14 protein-coding genes and 1 pseudogene are annotated in these 17,609 nt (G+C 25.8%); 10 read left to right on the top strand and 5 right to left on the bottom strand.

Annotated elements, in window-relative coordinates:
* Nucleotides 1-10 precede the first annotated feature (10 nt).
* Nucleotides 11-1,629 (bottom strand): annotated as a pseudogene (locus tag CMOL_RS07890) (glycosyltransferase family 2 protein).
* 130 nt (nt 1,630-1,759) lie between these two features.
* Between CMOL_RS07890 and rimO the strand changes: the two are divergent.
* Together rimO and tilS are read left to right on the top strand one after the other, a co-directional pair.
* A complete protein-coding gene (gene rimO, locus CMOL_RS05685; protein ID WP_239820074.1) occupies nt 1,760-3,079 on the top strand; it encodes a 30S ribosomal protein S12 methylthiotransferase RimO in 1,320 nt (439 codons plus the stop codon).
* Nucleotides 3,069-4,034, top strand: coding sequence for a tRNA lysidine(34) synthetase TilS (gene tilS / locus CMOL_RS05680; RefSeq protein ID WP_239820073.1), 966 nt, complete (start codon nt 3,069-3,071; stop codon nt 4,032-4,034). The genes rimO and tilS overlap by 11 nt, the downstream gene beginning before the upstream one ends.
* Here the strand turns inward: tilS and CMOL_RS05675 are convergent.
* Genes CMOL_RS05675 through ciaI form a run of 3 tightly spaced genes read right to left on the bottom strand, consistent with a single transcriptional unit; the run spans nt 4,017 to nt 5,970 of the window.
* The gene (locus CMOL_RS05675; RefSeq protein ID WP_239820072.1) at nt 4,017-4,724 is read right to left on the bottom strand and encodes an EI24 domain-containing protein; all 708 of its coding nucleotides are present in this window, start codon (nt 4,722-4,724) and stop codon (nt 4,017-4,019) included. The two genes, tilS and CMOL_RS05675, sit on opposite strands and share 18 nt — an antisense overlap.
* Nucleotides 4,712-5,410, bottom strand: a complete 699-nt coding sequence (dut, locus tag CMOL_RS05670) for a dUTPase (RefSeq protein ID WP_239820071.1) — start codon at nt 5,408-5,410, stop codon at nt 4,712-4,714. Before dut ends, CMOL_RS05675 begins: the two co-directional genes overlap by 13 nt.
* Nucleotides 5,411-5,421: 11 nt before the next feature.
* Nucleotides 5,422-5,970, bottom strand: a complete 549-nt coding sequence (gene ciaI, locus CMOL_RS05665) for an intracellular survival protein CiaI (protein ID WP_239820070.1) — start codon at nt 5,968-5,970, stop codon at nt 5,422-5,424.
* Between the two features lie 74 nt (nt 5,971-6,044).
* Here ciaI and CMOL_RS05660 point away from each other — a divergent pair, with 74 nt between their 5' ends.
* The 8 genes from CMOL_RS05660 to CMOL_RS05625 are packed head-to-tail and all read left to right on the top strand — an operon-like array spanning nt 6,045 to nt 15,825.
* Entirely contained in the window at nt 6,045-6,464 is a 420-nt protein-coding gene (locus tag CMOL_RS05660) for a hypothetical protein (RefSeq protein WP_239820069.1), read from the top strand.
* 52 nt (nt 6,465-6,516) lie between these two features.
* Nucleotides 6,517-7,299, top strand: a complete 783-nt coding sequence (gene kpsM / locus CMOL_RS05655; protein WP_239820068.1) for a capsule polysaccharide transporter KpsM — start codon at nt 6,517-6,519, stop codon at nt 7,297-7,299.
* Nucleotides 7,296-7,958 carry an ABC transporter ATP-binding protein gene (locus CMOL_RS05650; protein ID WP_200282919.1) on the top strand — a complete coding sequence of 221 codons (663 nt, stop codon included), beginning with the start codon at nt 7,296-7,298 and terminating at the stop codon, nt 7,956-7,958. The genes kpsM and CMOL_RS05650 overlap by 4 nt, the downstream gene beginning before the upstream one ends.
* Complete coding sequence (locus tag CMOL_RS05645; RefSeq protein ID WP_239820067.1) at nt 7,958-9,076, top strand: KpsE/RkpR family capsule polysaccharide export protein; 1,119 nt, start codon at nt 7,958-7,960, stop codon at nt 9,074-9,076. The genes CMOL_RS05650 and CMOL_RS05645 overlap by 1 nt, the downstream gene beginning before the upstream one ends.
* Complete coding sequence (locus tag CMOL_RS05640) at nt 9,076-10,725, top strand: polysaccharide biosynthesis/export family protein (protein ID WP_239820066.1); 1,650 nt, start codon at nt 9,076-9,078, stop codon at nt 10,723-10,725. The genes CMOL_RS05645 and CMOL_RS05640 overlap by 1 nt, the downstream gene beginning before the upstream one ends.
* Before the next feature lie 12 nt (nt 10,726-10,737).
* On the top strand, nt 10,738-11,685 hold the full coding sequence (locus CMOL_RS05635; RefSeq protein ID WP_239820065.1) for a KpsF/GutQ family sugar-phosphate isomerase: 948 nt from the start codon (nt 10,738-10,740) through the stop codon (nt 11,683-11,685).
* Nucleotides 11,682-13,316: a sugar transferase gene (locus tag CMOL_RS05630; RefSeq protein ID WP_239820064.1), complete on the top strand. Its 1,635-nt coding sequence runs from the start codon at nt 11,682-11,684 to the stop codon at nt 13,314-13,316. Before CMOL_RS05635 ends, CMOL_RS05630 begins: the two co-directional genes overlap by 4 nt.
* A 1-nt stretch (nt 13,317) precedes the next feature.
* Nucleotides 13,318-15,825, top strand: coding sequence for a CDP-glycerol glycerophosphotransferase family protein (locus CMOL_RS05625; RefSeq protein ID WP_239820063.1), 2,508 nt, complete (start codon nt 13,318-13,320; stop codon nt 15,823-15,825).
* Here CMOL_RS05625 and CMOL_RS05620 read toward each other — a convergent pair.
* The gene (locus CMOL_RS05620; protein WP_239820062.1) at nt 15,814-17,598 is read right to left on the bottom strand and encodes a DUF2972 domain-containing protein; all 1,785 of its coding nucleotides are present in this window, start codon (nt 17,596-17,598) and stop codon (nt 15,814-15,816) included. The genes CMOL_RS05625 and CMOL_RS05620 overlap by 12 nt on opposite strands.
* Nucleotides 17,599-17,609: the final 11 nt, after the last annotated feature.

Genomic DNA, 17,609 nt, shown 5'->3' with positions numbered 1-17,609 from the left:
ATTATTTTTCTTAAATTTCTTTTTTTAGCTTTTTGATTTTAAACCAAAATCTAAACAATCCACCCTTATACCAGGTTTTAAAAGCTTTTAACAAAGCTTCTCCTAATTTATAAGATAAATGTTCTTTAAATTTTAAAGCCTCATTATAATCAGGATAAGATTCTAAAGGAGGTAATTTTAAAGAAGGATCTTTTTTTATTTTTTGTTTGTAAATTTTTTGTTCTTGTTTATAAGTTAAAAATATAGATAATAAATATATTGGCATAAATATAATTCCAAAAATACTTTTGGAATTAATAATCATACTTTGTCCAAGTTTATAAGAAAGTTGGTTTTGAATTCTTTGTTTGGCTGTGCCGTATAGGAAAGTGAAAAAAATTTATTATTTTTTTATATAAAATTTGAATTTGATTAGCTTGGTTTTGAATTTCTAAATTTTTATTGATAAAGATATTACTAAGCCAATGAAAAATTTCTTTTGAATCAGCGTTAGCCAAAAAAAATAATTTATTTTTTAATAAAAAATTATTTGTAAAAATAGGGCATTTTGAAAAATAATTTAAGGGATCCTTATGATTATTTAGTATATCCAAGGACCAATCTTTTAGATAATCAACAAAAGCTAATTTCATTAATTGTTTTAGTTTTTTATTTTTTTCATTAAATATAAAATTAGCAAGATTATGTGAAATTATTAATTTGCTAATAGAAATATGATATCTTTTAACTTCTAAATTATTATTAAAATATCTTGATAAATTATTTATATATGGAGCTATTTGAGTGCTATTTAAAGTCTGCATTATACTATTGTTTTATTCTATATCTGTATAATACTTTAGATAATATATTAATATTTTTTGATTTTGCAAACAAAATTGTTCCAAAAGGAACATCTTCAAAAAGAATTCCTTTAATAAATTTCAATTTAATTGAAAATAAATAACTAAAATCAATCATGCCACCCCAAGCAAAAGCAAATTCCTTCTGATTTGAAATATAGCTTTGTTGTAGCCAATTGATAGGAGAAATCGTATTATTTTGTAAAAAGTTAAAAGATTTTAATCGGCTCCATTTTTCTTTTTCATTTGTTTGATCAATAAATATTTCAAAATCAAACCAAACCACTTCAACCCCATCCATTCTAAGAACACATTCTTCTATACAGTTTAATTCCCAGTAATCATCACTATCTAAAAAGATAATATAATCTATATTTGGAGTTTGAAAATTTAAAAGTTCATTTTTGTTTTTAAAGAATTTAGAACTTTTATAGACTTTATATATTTCATAAGGATTATTTCCTTCTATGCTAAATTCTATTAAAGAATTTTCTTTAATATCATTAGTTATATTTTTAAGTTTATATTCTTTACTAAAATATTCTATACCTACATTTCTTGCTGTGCTTTGCCCTCCATTTTTCTTATCAAATAAAATAAATCTTTCATCTTTTAAAGTGTATTCTTTAGCAATGTTTAATGAATTTTCATCAGTACTTCCATCATTAACTAAAACCACTTGTAAATTTTTATAAGTTTGATTAATAACACTATCTAAACACTCTCTTAAATAATCTTGTACGTTATATATTGGTATAACTACACCGACTGTTTTATCTTCTTTCATGTTTTACCTCAATATAAAATCATTTAATTTAGATAATTTATTTTAAAATTATATTTTTTGTTATAATTTTAAAAAACTTATTTTATCAAAAAAGAAAAAATGAAAATTCAAATTTAAAAAAGTGAGAAATATGTCAAAACTTTATTTAATATCTTTAGGTTGTAATAAAAATTTAGTCGATAGTGAGATTATGTTAGGGCGCCTTAGTGCTTATGAATTGTGTGATGATCCAAGTATAGCGGATGTTTTGATCATCAATACTTGTGGTTTTATAGAAGGTGCTAAAAAAGAAAGCATCAATGCGATTTTAAATTTACATGAGCAAAGAAAAAAAGATTCACTTTTAGTGGTTACGGGCTGTTTGATGCAGCGTTATCAAGAAGAATTAATGAAGGAATTACCTGAAGTCGATCTTTTTACTGGTGTGGCTGATTATGAAAGAATCGATGAAATGATACTAAAAAAAACTAATTTATTTTCCTCTTCAACTTATTTGCAAAATGAAAATACAAAAAGAGTGATTACAGGTTCTAATTTTCATGCTTTTATAAAAATTTCAGAAGGATGTAATCAAAAATGTTCATTTTGTGCTATACCGAGTTTTAAGGGTAAGTTAAAATCAAGAGAAATTTCAAGTATTGTTGCTGAAGTTAAGGATTTGGTGCAAAAAGGTTATAAAGATTTTTCATTTATTGCACAAGATACAAGTTCTTATTTATTTGATAAAGGTGAAAAAGATGGACTTATACGCTTAATTAATGAGGTGGAAAAAATAGAAGGTATAAAAGCAGCTAGAATTTTATATCTTTATCCAACGAGTGCGAGCGAAGCTTTGATTAAGCGTATTATAGCTTCTAAAATTTTTGTGAATTATTTTGATATGCCTTTGCAGCATATTAGCAATTCTATGCTTAAAATTATGAAACGCGGAGCGGAGCAAAAAAAACTTAAAGAAATGCTTACTTTAATGAAAAATGCACCCGATAGCTTTTTACGTACCGGTTTTATTGTGGGGCATCCAGGAGAAAGTGAAGTGGATTTTGAGGAGCTTTGTGATTTTGTCCAAAATTTTGGTTTTGATAGGGTAAGTGTTTTTGCTTATTCTAAGGAAGAAGATACAGTAGCTTTTAATATGGAACAAATTCCTTTTAAAACAATCAATACTCGTCTTAAAAAAATCGAAAAAATCATCGATAATGTTTTAGAAAAAAGTTTTGAAAAAGAAGTGGGTAAAAAGCGTTTGGTAGTTTGCACTGGGGAAAGTAGCGAGGGAGCTTTTTTCATCGCGGGAAAAGACTTAAGATGGGATAGGGAGATTGATGGAGAAATTCTTATCAATGAAAGCGAATGTGGTGATTTGGAAATGGGGCAAATTTATGAGTGTGAAATCACCCAAAGTTTAGATAAAAAATTAATCGCTAAGGCTTTAAGAAAAATCGATGCAGATTAAGCATGAAATTTTAGAATTATTAAAAAAGGGTAAAAATTTACTCGCTTTTTCTTATGGGAGTGATTCAAGTGCGCTTTTTTATTTTTTAATGCAAAAAAATATTTCATTTGATTTAGCTTTAATTAATTATAAAACTAGAACAAATAGCGACAAAGAAGAAAATAAAGCTAAAGAACTTGCCTTAAAATTTCAAAAACAAATTTTTATAAAAACTGCTCCCAAATTTAAAGGCAATTTTGAAAAAGAAGCTAGGAATTTTCGTTATGATTTTTTTCATCAAATTTGCCTTGAAAATTCTTATGATCATCTTATTTTAGCTCATCATCTTAATGACCAATTTGAATGGTTTTTGATGCAGCTTTCTCGTGGAGCGGGTTTGGTAGAAATCTTAGGAATGAATGAAATTGAAAAACATGAAAATTATGATATTGTAAGACCTTTGCTTTTTGTAAGCAAAAACGAAATTTTAAATTTTTTAAAAGAGAATAAAATCTTTTATTTTAATGATGAAAGCAATGATGATATAAAATATTTTAGAAATTTCATAAGACAAGAATTTTCCAATTCTTTTGTCGAAAAATTTTCTAAAGGTTTGAAAAGAAGTTTTGATTATTTGCGAAAAGACCAACAAAAAATTTATGATTTTAAGAAGATTCAAAATTTTAAAGGGATTTTAATTTGTCCTAAAGAAGAAAGTATGATCGCCAAAGCATTAAAAATTCAAGGAATTGTCCCAAGCGCCAAACAAAGAGAGCAAATGCTAAAAAGTGATTGTGTTATAAGTGGAAAAATAGGCATAGCTTATAAAGATGATAAAGCTTTTATTTTTCCTTATGAAGTTTGTGAAAAATTGCCTAAAAAATTTAAAGAAGAGTGTAGAAAAGCTCAAATACCAAAATCATTAAGAGCTTATTTTTATAATCACAATATCGAAATTTTAAGCTTTAAGTTTTAAAATTTTTTGATAACTTAAATGAGTTAAGAAAATTACAAAAAACACTTGAAAAAAAAGTCCTAAAAATGGCACTGAAGAAAGTATATAAAAACATAAGGTACTGAATTTAAATTCAAAAGGAGAAAATTTAGAATTAAAACTTTTAAAATTTTGTTGATCTAAAACCGAGCTTGTTACATCTAAAATTAATAATTTATGAAAAAGATAATAAAAAATAAAATAATAAATAAAAAGATTTACAAAGGGCAAAAATAAAGCCAAAGTACAAAGTATAAAAAATAAGATAAATTTTATAAATATTTTAAAAATTTCAAAAAATACTCTAAGAGAACCAACTTCTTCTTTAAGGCTATAATGATAGTATTTTTTATTAATTTCTTTCACGATAAAAGGGGTTAAAAAAGAGGTAATAAAAAGAGCAAGAAAAACAGAAGCGAAAACGACAATAAAGCCTGAAAACAAAAAGCTAATCATAGTAACTAATATTTGGACTATATGAAAAGCATAAAACCAAGCCCAAAAAGAATCCTCATTAGCACTAAATAAAGTATGAAAATAATTAGTCAAAAAAGAAAAACCAAAGATTCCTAAAATACTCATAAATAAAAGACTGCAAGCAAAGGGAATTAGAGAGAATTTTAAAAATTTAAGAGAGAAGAAATCTTGTAAAGAGAGTTTTAAAATTTGCATGGAATAACTTTTTTATATTCTTCTTCAAGATGATTATAAATTTTTTCATAATTTATTTCTGTTTTTAAAATTTCATTTAAAATTTCATTGTCTTCTTTACCATTCCAATTTTTTATATAAGTACCATTTTTATAACCATGATCCTGTCTGAAAGCATTAAGAACATTTTTTCCTATATAAATTTGGTAGAGGCTATTTAAATTAAGACCGCATTTAATTGCTAAGGTAAAATAAACAGATAATAATTCACCTAAATCAAGGTCGAAGCCACTACATTTATGTATGATAAGTTCTATATCGTTTAAAATGCCATAAATTTCGCTTTGATTTTCACTCGGCTTATCCTCTTCTTTGCAAAAATCTTGAAATACACTCACAGAGGCTATTTCCGTAGCAAAAAGATGAAAATCTTGTTTTTTATTTTCAAGGAGCAAACTCAAAATAAAATGCCAAATATCAACAATTTCTATGCGTACATTTTCCCAATTTGTTGCTTCTGAAATATTTTTCCAATGCTTCCAAGCAAACGAATCAATAAGTTCAGCACATTCCATATAAATACAACGTCTCCAGCTAATTAGTTTTCCTTCTTTGGTATAGCCTTCTTTCCAACCAATACCATTAGTTTCATCATTTAATTTTTGTTGGAGTTTGAGCATATTTTCTATAATTTGCACGTTTTGCATATTTAGCCTTTTTAAGCGTAAAGATTTAAGCCATTTTTTTCTTTATTGTTTTGTTCTTGTTGTTTTTCAAGTTGTTTTTTCATTTGTTCTAAAACTTCATCTAAAAGTTTTTTACTGTCTTCTAACATAGAAGTATTTACATCTTTATCATTGATTTGATTTTGTTTTAATAAGTTATCAAGTTTATTGGTTAAATTGCTTGCAATAGCATTTTTATGATTTTCATCTTTTGGAGTTGGTAAAACATCAGCAATTTGCATTGCAGTTTGGATAAGCTCTTTGGGTTTTAATTCTCCTACTTTTGAATTAGCTAGGAAATTTTTTAACATAGGCTCTACATCTTTCATAGCGTCTTTAATTTCATCCATATCATTTTGGGTTAATTTAGAACCCTCAAAGGTAAAGCTAAATCCATATTGATGCTTTAAGCTTAAATGTTTTCCATCTTTGTCACTATAATTTAAACTTTGATTATCATACATTGAAAGACTTAAATGCTTACCGCTTTTGGTAGTATAATCCATAGAAAAACTTTGATTTTTGCTTGCATCAATTTGCATTACCCAACTCCTTAAAATTAATTTATTATAATTATATCGACTGATTTTAAATTTTATTGAGTATAATTTAATCTATGGATGAAAAAATTTTAGATTTTATAAAAAATGAACAGCTTTTATCATGGTCTATGATTGATGATAGTGGGGTTTATACTGCCAGTGCTTTTTATGTTTTTGATGAAAAAAATCTTTCTTTAATTATTGCTTCTCATGAGCAAACCAAACATATTCAGTTGGCTTTTAAAAATCCCAGCGTTGCTGTAAATATTGCTAAGGAAAATAAAATCGCTTTTTTAAAAGGAATTCAAGCTAAAGCCGAATTTAAATATGCAAATAAAGAGCAAGAAAAAATGTATTTTTCTAAATTTTCTTTTGCTAAATTTGATAAAAAAGCTAGAATTTATACTCTTGATCTTATTTGGGCTAAACTAACAGATAATACTTTAGGTCTTGTTAAAAAAATAGAATTTTTTAAAAAATCTTTTATTATTTAACAAAATGAGTTAACATTATGCTTTAAAGTAAAAATTGGTGGTATAAAAATAAATGTTAAATGTAATTTATGCACTTTTTTTTAGAGAATTAAAAACTAGATTTGGTGTTAATAAGCATTTGGGTTATCTTTGGGTTGTAGGTGAACCTATGGCGATTATTTTAGTGATTACTATTATAGGAACTTTAATTAGAGAGTATCATCATCAAGTTATGCCTGAGGGAATTTCTATTTTTATGTTTTTAATTTCCGGTATTATGCCTTTTTTTATGTTTAGAAGCATTGTTACTCAATTAATGAATGGTATAGGAGCAAATTTGGCTTTATTTGCTTATAAGCCTGTTAAACCCATACATGTTTTTATCGCTAGGGCATTACTTGAATTTTGTATCTATTTTGTTATTTTTATAGTTGTTTTATTTTTTGCTGGCTGGTTTTTTCATTTAGAGGTTATACCAAAGAATTTTTTAGACGTTTCTTTTTGTATATTTTTGCTTTTTTGTTCTGGTTTTGCTTTGGGAATTTGTTTTGCTATTATTTGGCATTTTGTTGAACCTTTAAGAACGCTACTAGCATATTATAGTATTATTTTTTATTGGACCTCAGGTATTATTTTTCCAACTTGGCTTATGCCTAAATCTTTATTAAATTTGTTTTATTATAATCCTTTGCTTCATATTATGGAGCTTTTAAGATATAATTTTTTTGAAAATTATCCAATAAGTGGTGAATATAATTATATTTATCCCATTTTTTGTATTGCTATAACACTTTTTATAGGTTTATTTTTTTATTATCATAATAGACAAGCTTTAACAGCGGTAAGAAAACAATGATTAAACTTTTAAATCTTACAAAATCTTATCCTTTATTTAGTGGCGGAAGGCATTATGTTTTTAAAGATTTTACTTTTGAATTTCCTGAAAATTGTAGCATAGGTTTATTAGGTAAAAATGGAGCTGGAAAATCCACTCTTATGAGACTTTTAAGTGGATCTGAACTTCCAGATAGAGGAAAAATAATTACCAATAAAAAATTATCTTGGCCTTTAGGTTTAAGTGGAGCCTTTCAAGGATCTCTTACTGCAAGAGATAATGCTAAGTTTGTAGCAAGAGTTTATGGTTATAGAGGAAGAAAATTACGAGAAAAAGTACAATTTGTAGAAGATTTTGCTGAACTTGGAAAATTTTTTGATGAACCAATGAAAACTTATTCTTCTGGAATGAGTGCTAGGGTTGCTTTTGGACTTAGTATGGCCTTTGATTTTGATTATTATCTAATCGATGAAGCTGGAGCAGTAGGTGATCCTTCTTTTAGGGAAAAAAGCGTAAAACTTTATAAAGAAAGGCTTAGTCAATCAAAAGTGATTATGGTTTCACATGATGTAGCTGAAATTAAAGAATGGTGTGATAAAATAATTTTTATGGAAAATGGAAAAATAACTGTTTATGATGATGTAGATGAAGGTATAGCAGTTTATCAAGGAAAAGCTTAATGGATGAAAAAAAATCACTAATAGATAAAATTAAGGATTTAAGCATACTTGATTCTTTTAAAATTGTTTGGTTTTTGATGATTTTTGTGGTGATTTATTATGTATTTATCGCTGCGCCTCGTTATGTAACTACTATGATTTTAGATGTTAGAGCTACAAGTGGAGCAAGTACTCAAACTAATGGAATTTTATCTTTGCTTTCTTCAAATTCTGTTGCTAGCGAAGATATAAAATACCTTAAAGGCTATATTCATTCTTCTGATATGTTAAAAATTTTAAATCAAAAGATTCAACTTAAAAAACTTTATGATGAGCAACATTTGGATTTATTTTATAAACTTTGGCAATCAAGTTCTAATGAAACTTTTTTAAAATACTATCAAAATCGCATTAAAATCCATACCGATAATCAAACTGGGTTATTAAGTGTTGAAGTAGAAGGCTTTAGTCCAGAATCCTCTTATTTAATTGCTAAAACCATTATGGAAGAAAGTGAAAAATTTATCAATGAAATTTCGCATAAATCAGCAAGAGAACAAATGGATTTTGCTGAAAGTGAAGTTTTAAAATTTAAAGAAAAGTTTCAAAAAGCACAAAATGATTTAATTGCTTTTCAAAATAAATATGGGGTTTTTGATCCTTTAAAACAAGCTGAAAGTAAGGCTAAGTTAGTTTCTGAAATTGAAGCTAATTTAGCTCAAAAAGAAACAAAATTATTAAGTTTGCAAAGTTATATGAATGATAGCGCACCAGAAATTGTAACCTTAAAAGCTGAAATTGTAGCTTTAAAAAAACAATTGTTAAAAGAAAAATCTAAAATTTCAGCCAATAATCCTTCTCAAAAATTAAATAACTTAGCAGCTAAATTTCAAGATTTAACTATAGAGGCAAATTTTACTCAAAAAGCTTATGAAGCAGCTTTAAAAGCTTATGAAAATGCGAGAATTGAAGCTTTAAGAAAAATTAAGCAACTCGTTGTAATCCAAAGTCCTACTAAGCCTCAGATTGCAAGATATCCAGAAAGGCTTTACGATATCTTAACAGCATTTTTGATTTTATCTTTATTGTATGGAATTATAAAATTTACTAAAATGATTATAGAGGAGCACAAATATTGATGAAAAAGATTATTTTATTTTTATTTTCTTTTATTTTTGCTTTTGGTTCAGTAGATGTTTCTCAAATTACTGCAGTTGAAAATGAGGATACTGGAGTAATTCAAGATAAAAATATAAGTAGTAAAAATATACAACAAAAAAGTTTAGAAAAAAGTGATAATACTATACTTGTTTTTGGTGCTCATTTATTTAATGGAAATTTTAAAAATTATAATCAAAGGGTTTATAATCCTGATTATAAAATTGCAGTCGGGGATCAAATCAGCTTAAAAATTTGGGGTGCTGTGGAATTTGAGCGTGTGCTTGTTGTAGATTCTCAAGGTAATATTTTTATCCCTAAAGTTGGTGCTGTTAATTTGTTAGGAGTGAAAAATAGCGCTTTAGTCAATGTAATTAAAGCGCATGTAAATAGAATTTATAAAAGCAATGTTTTTGTTTATGCTGATATGAATGCTTATCAAAATGTTTCTGTTTTTGTAACAGGAAGTGTAAATTCTCCGGGACTTTATCAAGGATTAAGTTCGGATTCTGTGATACAATATCTTGATAAAGCAGGCGGGATAAATTTAGAATATGGAAGTTTTAGAGATATTGAAATTTTAAGAAATAATCATGTGATTAAAAATATAGATTTATATAATTTCTTACTAAAAGGACAAATGGATCTTTTCCCTTTTAGAAGTGGAGATGTCATTTTAGTAGGTAATGTGCAAAATTATGCTTTTGTAAGTGGAGATGTTCAAAGACCTTTTCGTTTTGAACTTTCAAATGATATTAAAACTTTAAGTGATTTAGCACGTGTAGCAGGGGCAAAACCCATAGTAACTAATGCTGTAGTTAAAAGTTATGGAGAGGATCATAAACTTAATGTTAGTGCTTATAATAAGATGCAGTTTTCTAAAGTTTTATTGCAAACTGGTGATGAGGTGCAGTTTAGTCCAGAGTATATTTCTCAAAATATCACTATAACAATAAGTGGTGAGCAAAGTGGACTAAGAAATTTGGTTGTAAAAAAAGGAACAACTTTGGAGGATGCTTCAAGATTAATTGTTTTTAATGATCAATCAAATGTTAATGCTTTGCAAGTTTTTAGAAAATCTGTAGCTAAAACTCAAAAAGAACTTATTAATGCACAACTTAAAGAACTTGAAACTTTAGCTTTAACAAGCACTTCAGTTACTTCCCAAGGTGCTGCTATTAAAGCTCAGCAGGCAAGATTAATTCTTGAATTTATTCAAAGGGCAAAACAAGTTGAGCCTAAAGGGCAAATCGTTATTGACAATCCAAAATCTTATAAGTCTGTAATCTTAGAAGATGGAGATGTGATCAATGTTCCAAGTAAAAATAATCTAGTAATAGTCCAAGGTGAAGTATCTTTACCAGGTGCTTTTGTTTTTGATAAAGGCAAAGATTTAAAATATTATATCAATCTTGCTGGAGGTTATGGAGAAAGGGCTGACACGTCTAAAGTTTTAGTTATACGTAGTAATGGAAAAGCCGAAAAGTATAATGGCAATCTTGCTATGCATCCAGGTGATTCTATTTTGGTTTTACCTAAGGTTGAAAGTGAGAATTTGCAAATCTTTAGCATGTTAACTCAAATTCTTTATCAAATTGCCGTTGCGACAAATGTCGTTTTAAATCTTTAAAAAGGTTTATTTATGGAAGCTATTGAAATTGCAAAAGAAGTTTTTAGAATAGAAGCTGAATCTATATCCGATTTGGCATCGCATTTGGATGAAAACTTTAATCAAGCAGTAGAGTTTATTTTTCACTCACAAGGAAGATGTATTGTTAGTGGCATGGGCAAATCAGGTCATATAGGTGCGAAAATTGCAGCAACTTTGGCAAGTACGGGCACTCCTAGTTTTTTTGTTCATCCAGGTGAAGCTTTGCATGGTGATCTTGGAATGATAACTCCTCAAGATGTTTTAATCGCTATTTCAAATTCAGGTGAAACCGAAGAGCTTTTAAAAATTATTCCTGTTATAAAAAGAAGAAAAATTACTCTTATAGCAATGACAGGTAATTTAAATTCTACTTTAGCAAAACAAGCAGATGTTTGTTTAGATATTTCAATTAAAAAAGAGGCTTGTCCTCTTAAGCTTGCCCCTATGTCTTCAACAACAGCAACCTTAGTAATGGGCGATGCTTTAGCAGCAGTTTTGATGAAAAAGAAAAATTTTAAACCTGATGATTTTGCACTTTTTCATCCTGGTGGAAGCTTGGGGCGAAAACTTTTAACGAAAGTAAAAGATCTTATGGTTTCAAGAAATCTTCCTATTGTGCATCCGCAAACTGAATTTAATGATCTTGTTAATGTGATGACAAGTGGAAAACTTGGACTTTGTATCGTTTTAGAAAATGAGAATTTGGTTGGAATTATTACCGATGGAGATTTGCGTCGAGCTTTAAAAACAAATGATAAGCCAAGATTTGATTTTAAAGCAAAAGAGATTATGAGCAATAATCCAAAAGTTATTGATGCTGATGCTATGGCGAGCGAAGCTGAAGAATTGATGTTAAAACATAAGATAAAAGAAATTGTTGTAGGAAAAGATGGTAAAGTCGTAGGGATTATCCAGCTTTATGCTATAGGGAATGTATGACACCAATTTTATCTATCATCATTCCTTTTGGCTTAAGTAAAGAACGAATTTATATAAAAGATAGAGTTATACAAAAAGCCACGCATTTAAAAAGTGATGAGAAAGTAGAATATATTTTTGTTGAAGGTTATTCTTCATTTGAAAATAATCTAAAGCAGATTATAGAAGAAAATGGGCATATTTATTTAAAAGATGAATCTCAAAAAGATTTTTTTTCTCAAGGAAAATGTAGAAATTTAGGTGCTTGTTTTGCAAATGCACAAGTTATTATGTTTTTAGATGTTGATTGCTATATTAGTTCGTTTTCTTTGGAAAAGATTTTAAATCTTATTAGGATTAAAAATATTGCACAATGTATAAATGAATTTTTAGTTTTGCCTGTAGTATATTTAACCAAAGAGGGAAGTTATAAAATTTATAAAGAAGAAGAAAAATTATGGGATGATATTATTAAAGATGATTTAATTAGTGGAAAAAATTCATTAATAAAATTTTTTTCTCCTAGTTCTACTTCAACTGTAATTATAAACAAACATCAATTTTTAAAATTAGGTGGTAATAATGAAAATTTTAAAGGGCATAGTTACGAAGATTTTGATCTTTTTGCTAGAATTTTAAAATTTTGTGTAAAATTTGAAAAAATGCCTTTAAATTTAAATTATGATTCAAGAAGTTGGGATTTTAAAAATTTTAAAGGTTTTCGCTCTTGGTTTTCATTATTAGGCTATGAAGCTTGCTTTCATGGAATTTATATGTTTCATTTTTGGCATGAAGAGCCTAATCAAAATGGATATATGCAAAATAAAGATAAAAATCACCAGCTTTTTTATAAAAATTTAAAAAATATACATACATATCATTTAGATCCTTTGCAAATTTATAAAGTTAGAAATGAAAAGGTTTTAGTTCTTTATGAAAATCAAATTTATAATTTTGAAGATATTGGTATTTATATTGGAAAATTGATTTATAAAAAAATAAATGATTTTTATATTAGTAAAAATTTTAAATATGAAATTTTACTTGATTTTTTAGAACGAGAAAAAATCACCAAGATCTTTTTAGATGGGAGCATAAAAGAAGATAAAATAAGAAATTCCAACTATTTTGATTTAATTTATTTTCAAAAAGGTATTTTACCTAATTCTTGGTTTTTTGCAAGAAATTTAGAGGTAAATTATAAACAAGATTTAATTTTAAAGAAAGAAGAACTTGAACAAACAAAAATATATTTTTTAAATTTAACTAAAGAAGAAAAACAAGTTATTTATAAATTCCTGCAAACAAATAATATGGAATGCGATTTATATAAATTACTTTATTATTTAATTAACGAGCTTTATAGTTTTGAATATAAAGGAAATTTTTATCAAATTATTATTGATCAGAAAAAAATGCTTATAGGAAAAAAACAAGATGAAATTTTTTATTCTTTAAAGTCTTTTGTTTACAAGCCTTATTTATATGAAATTAAAAAAATAAAACCATTTATACTTTTAACCAAAATTTTATATTTAGAAATTATAAGTGCCAAAATTTCACATATTAAATTTTATCGTTTAATGAAAAAATTATTTTTTAATCCTAGAGATTTTTTTAAGGATTATAAGATAAAAAAGATAAAAAAATAATATGTTTTTAAAATCACAACATAGAAAAAATATATATTTTTTTCTTAAAAGTTCTATTTTTTTTCTTTATATTTTTTTAAAAAAAATTAAATTTAAAAAATATAAAGCTTTTAATAGCTATGCTATAGTTTCTGCTGTATATAATGTTGAAAAATATTTGGATGATTTTTTCAAATCTATAATTAATCAAAGATTAGATTTTAAAAATAATATTTTAATTATTTGTGTTAATGATGGAAGTACAGATAACTCTCCTGATATTATTAAAAAATATCAAAAAAAATATCCTAAAAATATAATCTATTTAAGTAAAAAAAATGGGGGTCAGGCTAGTGCTAGAAATGCAGGTTTAAAATATATAATAGATAATAATTTAAAAGTTTCATGGATAACCTTTACCGATCCTGATGATTTTTTAGATAGAGATTACTTTTATAAAGTGGATTATTTTTTACATAAAAATCAAAAAGAAGATATAGCCATGGTGGCAACCAATATTATTTTCTATAGAGAAAAAAGAAAGATTTTATATAAAGACATTCATGCTTTAAAATTTAAATTTAATAAGCAAATTAATTTATGCGATAATAAAAATTTAAATGAAAATATTCAACTTTCAGTAGCATCATGTTTTATAAGGCGCGACTGTTTAATGGATATTTTCTTTGATAAAAAATTAATTTCAAATTTTGAAGATGGAAAGTTTATTAATCTTTACTTGTTTAATAATTTAAATCTAAAGTCTGTATTTTTAAAAAAAGCAATATATTTTTATAGAAAAAGATTTGATCAAAGCTCTACTCTAGATAAAAAAAATAAGAATAATAATTTTTATTTAAATATTTTAAAAAATGGATACTTAGATCTTTTAAAAGCAACATCAAAGAAAAATAAAATCCCTAGCTTTATTCAAAATGTTATTATATATGAGTTATTTTGGCAAATAAAGGATTTAATTAATAAACCTGAAAAATTATCTTTTATGAAGCAAAATGAAATTCAAAAATATTCTTTTTTACTTGAAGAAATTTTTTCTTATATTGACTCTAAGAGTATACTAAATTTTAATTTTAAGCCTTTTTCATTTTTATATAAGATGGGATTTTTAACTTGCTTTAAAAATGAAAAGGTGGTCATAAATAGAGTTTTTATAGAACAATTAGATGATAAAAATAATGAAATTTTAATTAAATTTTATACCGGTGATTTTAATGATAATATTCAGTTATTTTTTAATAATGAAAGAGCTAAGATTATTTGTTCTAAAATTAGACAATATGATTTTTTAAATAAGATATTTATATATGAGAAAAGGATTTGGTTTAAATTTGATATCAATGCTACAAATATAACTTGTTTTGTTAATGATAATAAAGTTGATATCTTTTATCAAGAAAAAATATATGATTTTGGTAACATTGCTTTAGAAATTAATAAATTAAAAAAAAGGAGAATGAAAAACAAATCTTTATGGCTTTTTGCTGATATGTCTTTTAGGGCTGATGATAATGCAGAGCACTTATATCGTTATATGATGAAAAATCACCCTGAGCAAAATATTGCTTTTGTTCTTCAAAAAAAATCTTACGATTATGAAAGACTAAAAAGAGAAGGTTTTAACTTGGTTGATCCAAAAAGTTTTAAATTTAAATATTTAATTTTCAAAGCAGATAAACTGATTTCATCTCATATAGATAGATACTTTTTTGAAGCTTTGGGAAAAAATACTTTAAAGACTAAAGATTTTATTTTTTTACAGCATGGAATAACTCAAAATGATTTATCTCATTGGTTAAATCAAAGAAAAATTGATTTATTTATAACAGGAATCAAAGATGAGTATAATTCGATAGCCGGAGATTTTAATCGTTATAAATTTACACCCAAAGAAGTAAAGTTAATAGGATTTCCTAGGTGGGATACCTTGCTTAAAAATAACAAAACAAATATTAAACAAATTCTTATTATGCCAACTTGGAGAGAATACATTGTAGGAGCTTATAGTAAAAAATTGATGAAAAGAAGATTTAATCCAAAATTTTATGAAACTGAGTATTTTTATAAATGGGGTTCTTTTTTACATCATAAAGAATTGCAAAAATTATGTGAAAAATATAACTATAAAATAATTTTTAATCCTCACCTTCAAATTAGACCTTATTTAGATGGATTTAATTTACCGAGTTATATTATAATACCTCCCATAGAAATGAGTATGCAAAAGCTTTTTTGTGAATCATCTTTAATGATTACGGATTATTCAAGTGTAGCTTTTGAAATGGCTATTTTAAAAAAGCCTGTGATTTATTATCAGTTTGATAAGGATGAGTTTTTTACAAAGCATACGATGCAAAAGGGATATTTTGATTACAAAAGAAATGTTGTTTTTGATGTAAACAATCTTTTGATTAAATTGAAATTTCAATTAGAAAGCTATAAAATTGCTGCTTATAATTTAGAACAAAATTCAGATTTTTGCGAAGAAATAATAAATATCTTAAGCATCTAATTCCTTACACATTTTTTCAAATTCTTGATAGTATTTCCAAGAAGCTACTATATCAGGACGATGTTGTTTGATGTGGATTAATTCCATATCTAATATTTTTTTTAATTCTATTCTAGATTCTTGATTTTGTTTAAGATATTTCAATATATCTATTTCATTAATTTTTTTATTTTGTTCATTTTCAACTTTTTTTTCTAATTCGATTAAAAATAACGATAAATAGTCTTGACATTGTTTAAATATTTTATGATTTTTAGATAATTTATTAAAATGTTTTTGAGTTATATATAAGGTTAAATTTTTATTTTTTAACTTTTTGTCAAATATTTTATTTGTAATATCAATAAAATTCCCAATGGTTCTATTTTTGGTAGTTATAATAATTTGGATTTTTTCATCATTAAGTAAGATGTTGAGATTTTTTGGAAGTATAAAATCAAAAATTCCAGTCATTCTTGTTTGAAATACAATTAAATTTTTTATATCAGGCTCTGAAAAATTAAATTTTTTAGCGAGCTTTTTCATCGTATCGAATGCATTCTCCAGATTAATTTCTTCCATATCTATATAAGATATGTCACATCGATTTAGAAAATGTATAAAATGTTTTTGCACTTGAAATAAATTTTCAGATTTTTCAAAGATCCATCTTTTACATAATTCAACAGAAATTGTATCTAAACCATCTGCATAACATATGCAATCTAAAACTTCTAAAGGATTGTTTTCAAGCGAAATATCATGAATAAAAAGATCATTTTTGGGATAAGCGTGATTAATATAGGCTTTCATTCTAGATAGAGGATCTCTTGTTAGATATAGCGTAGGTTTTAAAGATAAGGTATCATAAAAATAATTCCCTTTTATCCAAAAATTTCCATAAAGTTCTAGAGCATTCTGTGTTTTTGATTGTTCATAAATTACACGATACATTTCCTCTATAGTTTCTCTAAAATAATAACTGATTAATTTAATGCCACATTCATACAAAAACCTTTCCATTGCTAAATGTCCAGAAGCTGGATCATGCATAAATATAAACTTATATCCATCCGGTAAAGGTAAATTCATTTCCCATGCAAGTTCAGCAGGTATGCTTTTATAGTTTATTTCTTCTTTTTCATCATTAAGTTTTTTAGGATCAAGTAAAGATGGGTAAGGATGGTTTTCTTTTTTATATTTTTCATTAAAATCATTAGATAATAACCATTCTTCTATAAGGTTAAAATTCTTTGTAACATAATCAAAGTTATGAAAGATATTATCTATAATAGGAGTATAATCTTTATGAATATTTAATAGGTTTTTTATTTTAGGAAATTCTTTTAAGAATAATTGTTTGTTATTTGCTATAGCTTTAATAATATTAGAATTAATTTGATCAAATTCTTTAAAAATATCTTGAAATAATTTAAATTCTTTTTTAGCTTTTTTAATATATTTATTTAAATTAAAATAACCACCTATAAATTTATCTTGATCTGCTTTTATTAATACTTCGCCTAGCATGTAAGATAAATGAAAATAGCATTTTAAAGCTTCATTATAGTCAGGACATTGTTTTAATTCAGGATATTTAAGAGTAGGAAAGACTTTGATGGTTTCTTGATAGATTTGTTTTTCTTTTTTGTGTTGTTTTTTAATGTTATAAAGTTTTTTAAATAAGCTTAAATACCCCCCCCCGCCATTTTTATCATATTCAATCATAGTTTGACCTAATTTATAAGCTAAATGATTTTTAATTCTTTCTACAGCTGAGTTGGGGTTATGCATGGTGGTTCCTA

Source organism: Campylobacter sp. RM10537 (genome assembly GCF_022369435.1).
Classification (GTDB): domain Bacteria; phylum Campylobacterota; class Campylobacteria; order Campylobacterales; family Campylobacteraceae; genus Campylobacter_D; species Campylobacter_D molothri.
This window is presented reverse-complemented; position numbering and strand designations above follow the sequence as displayed.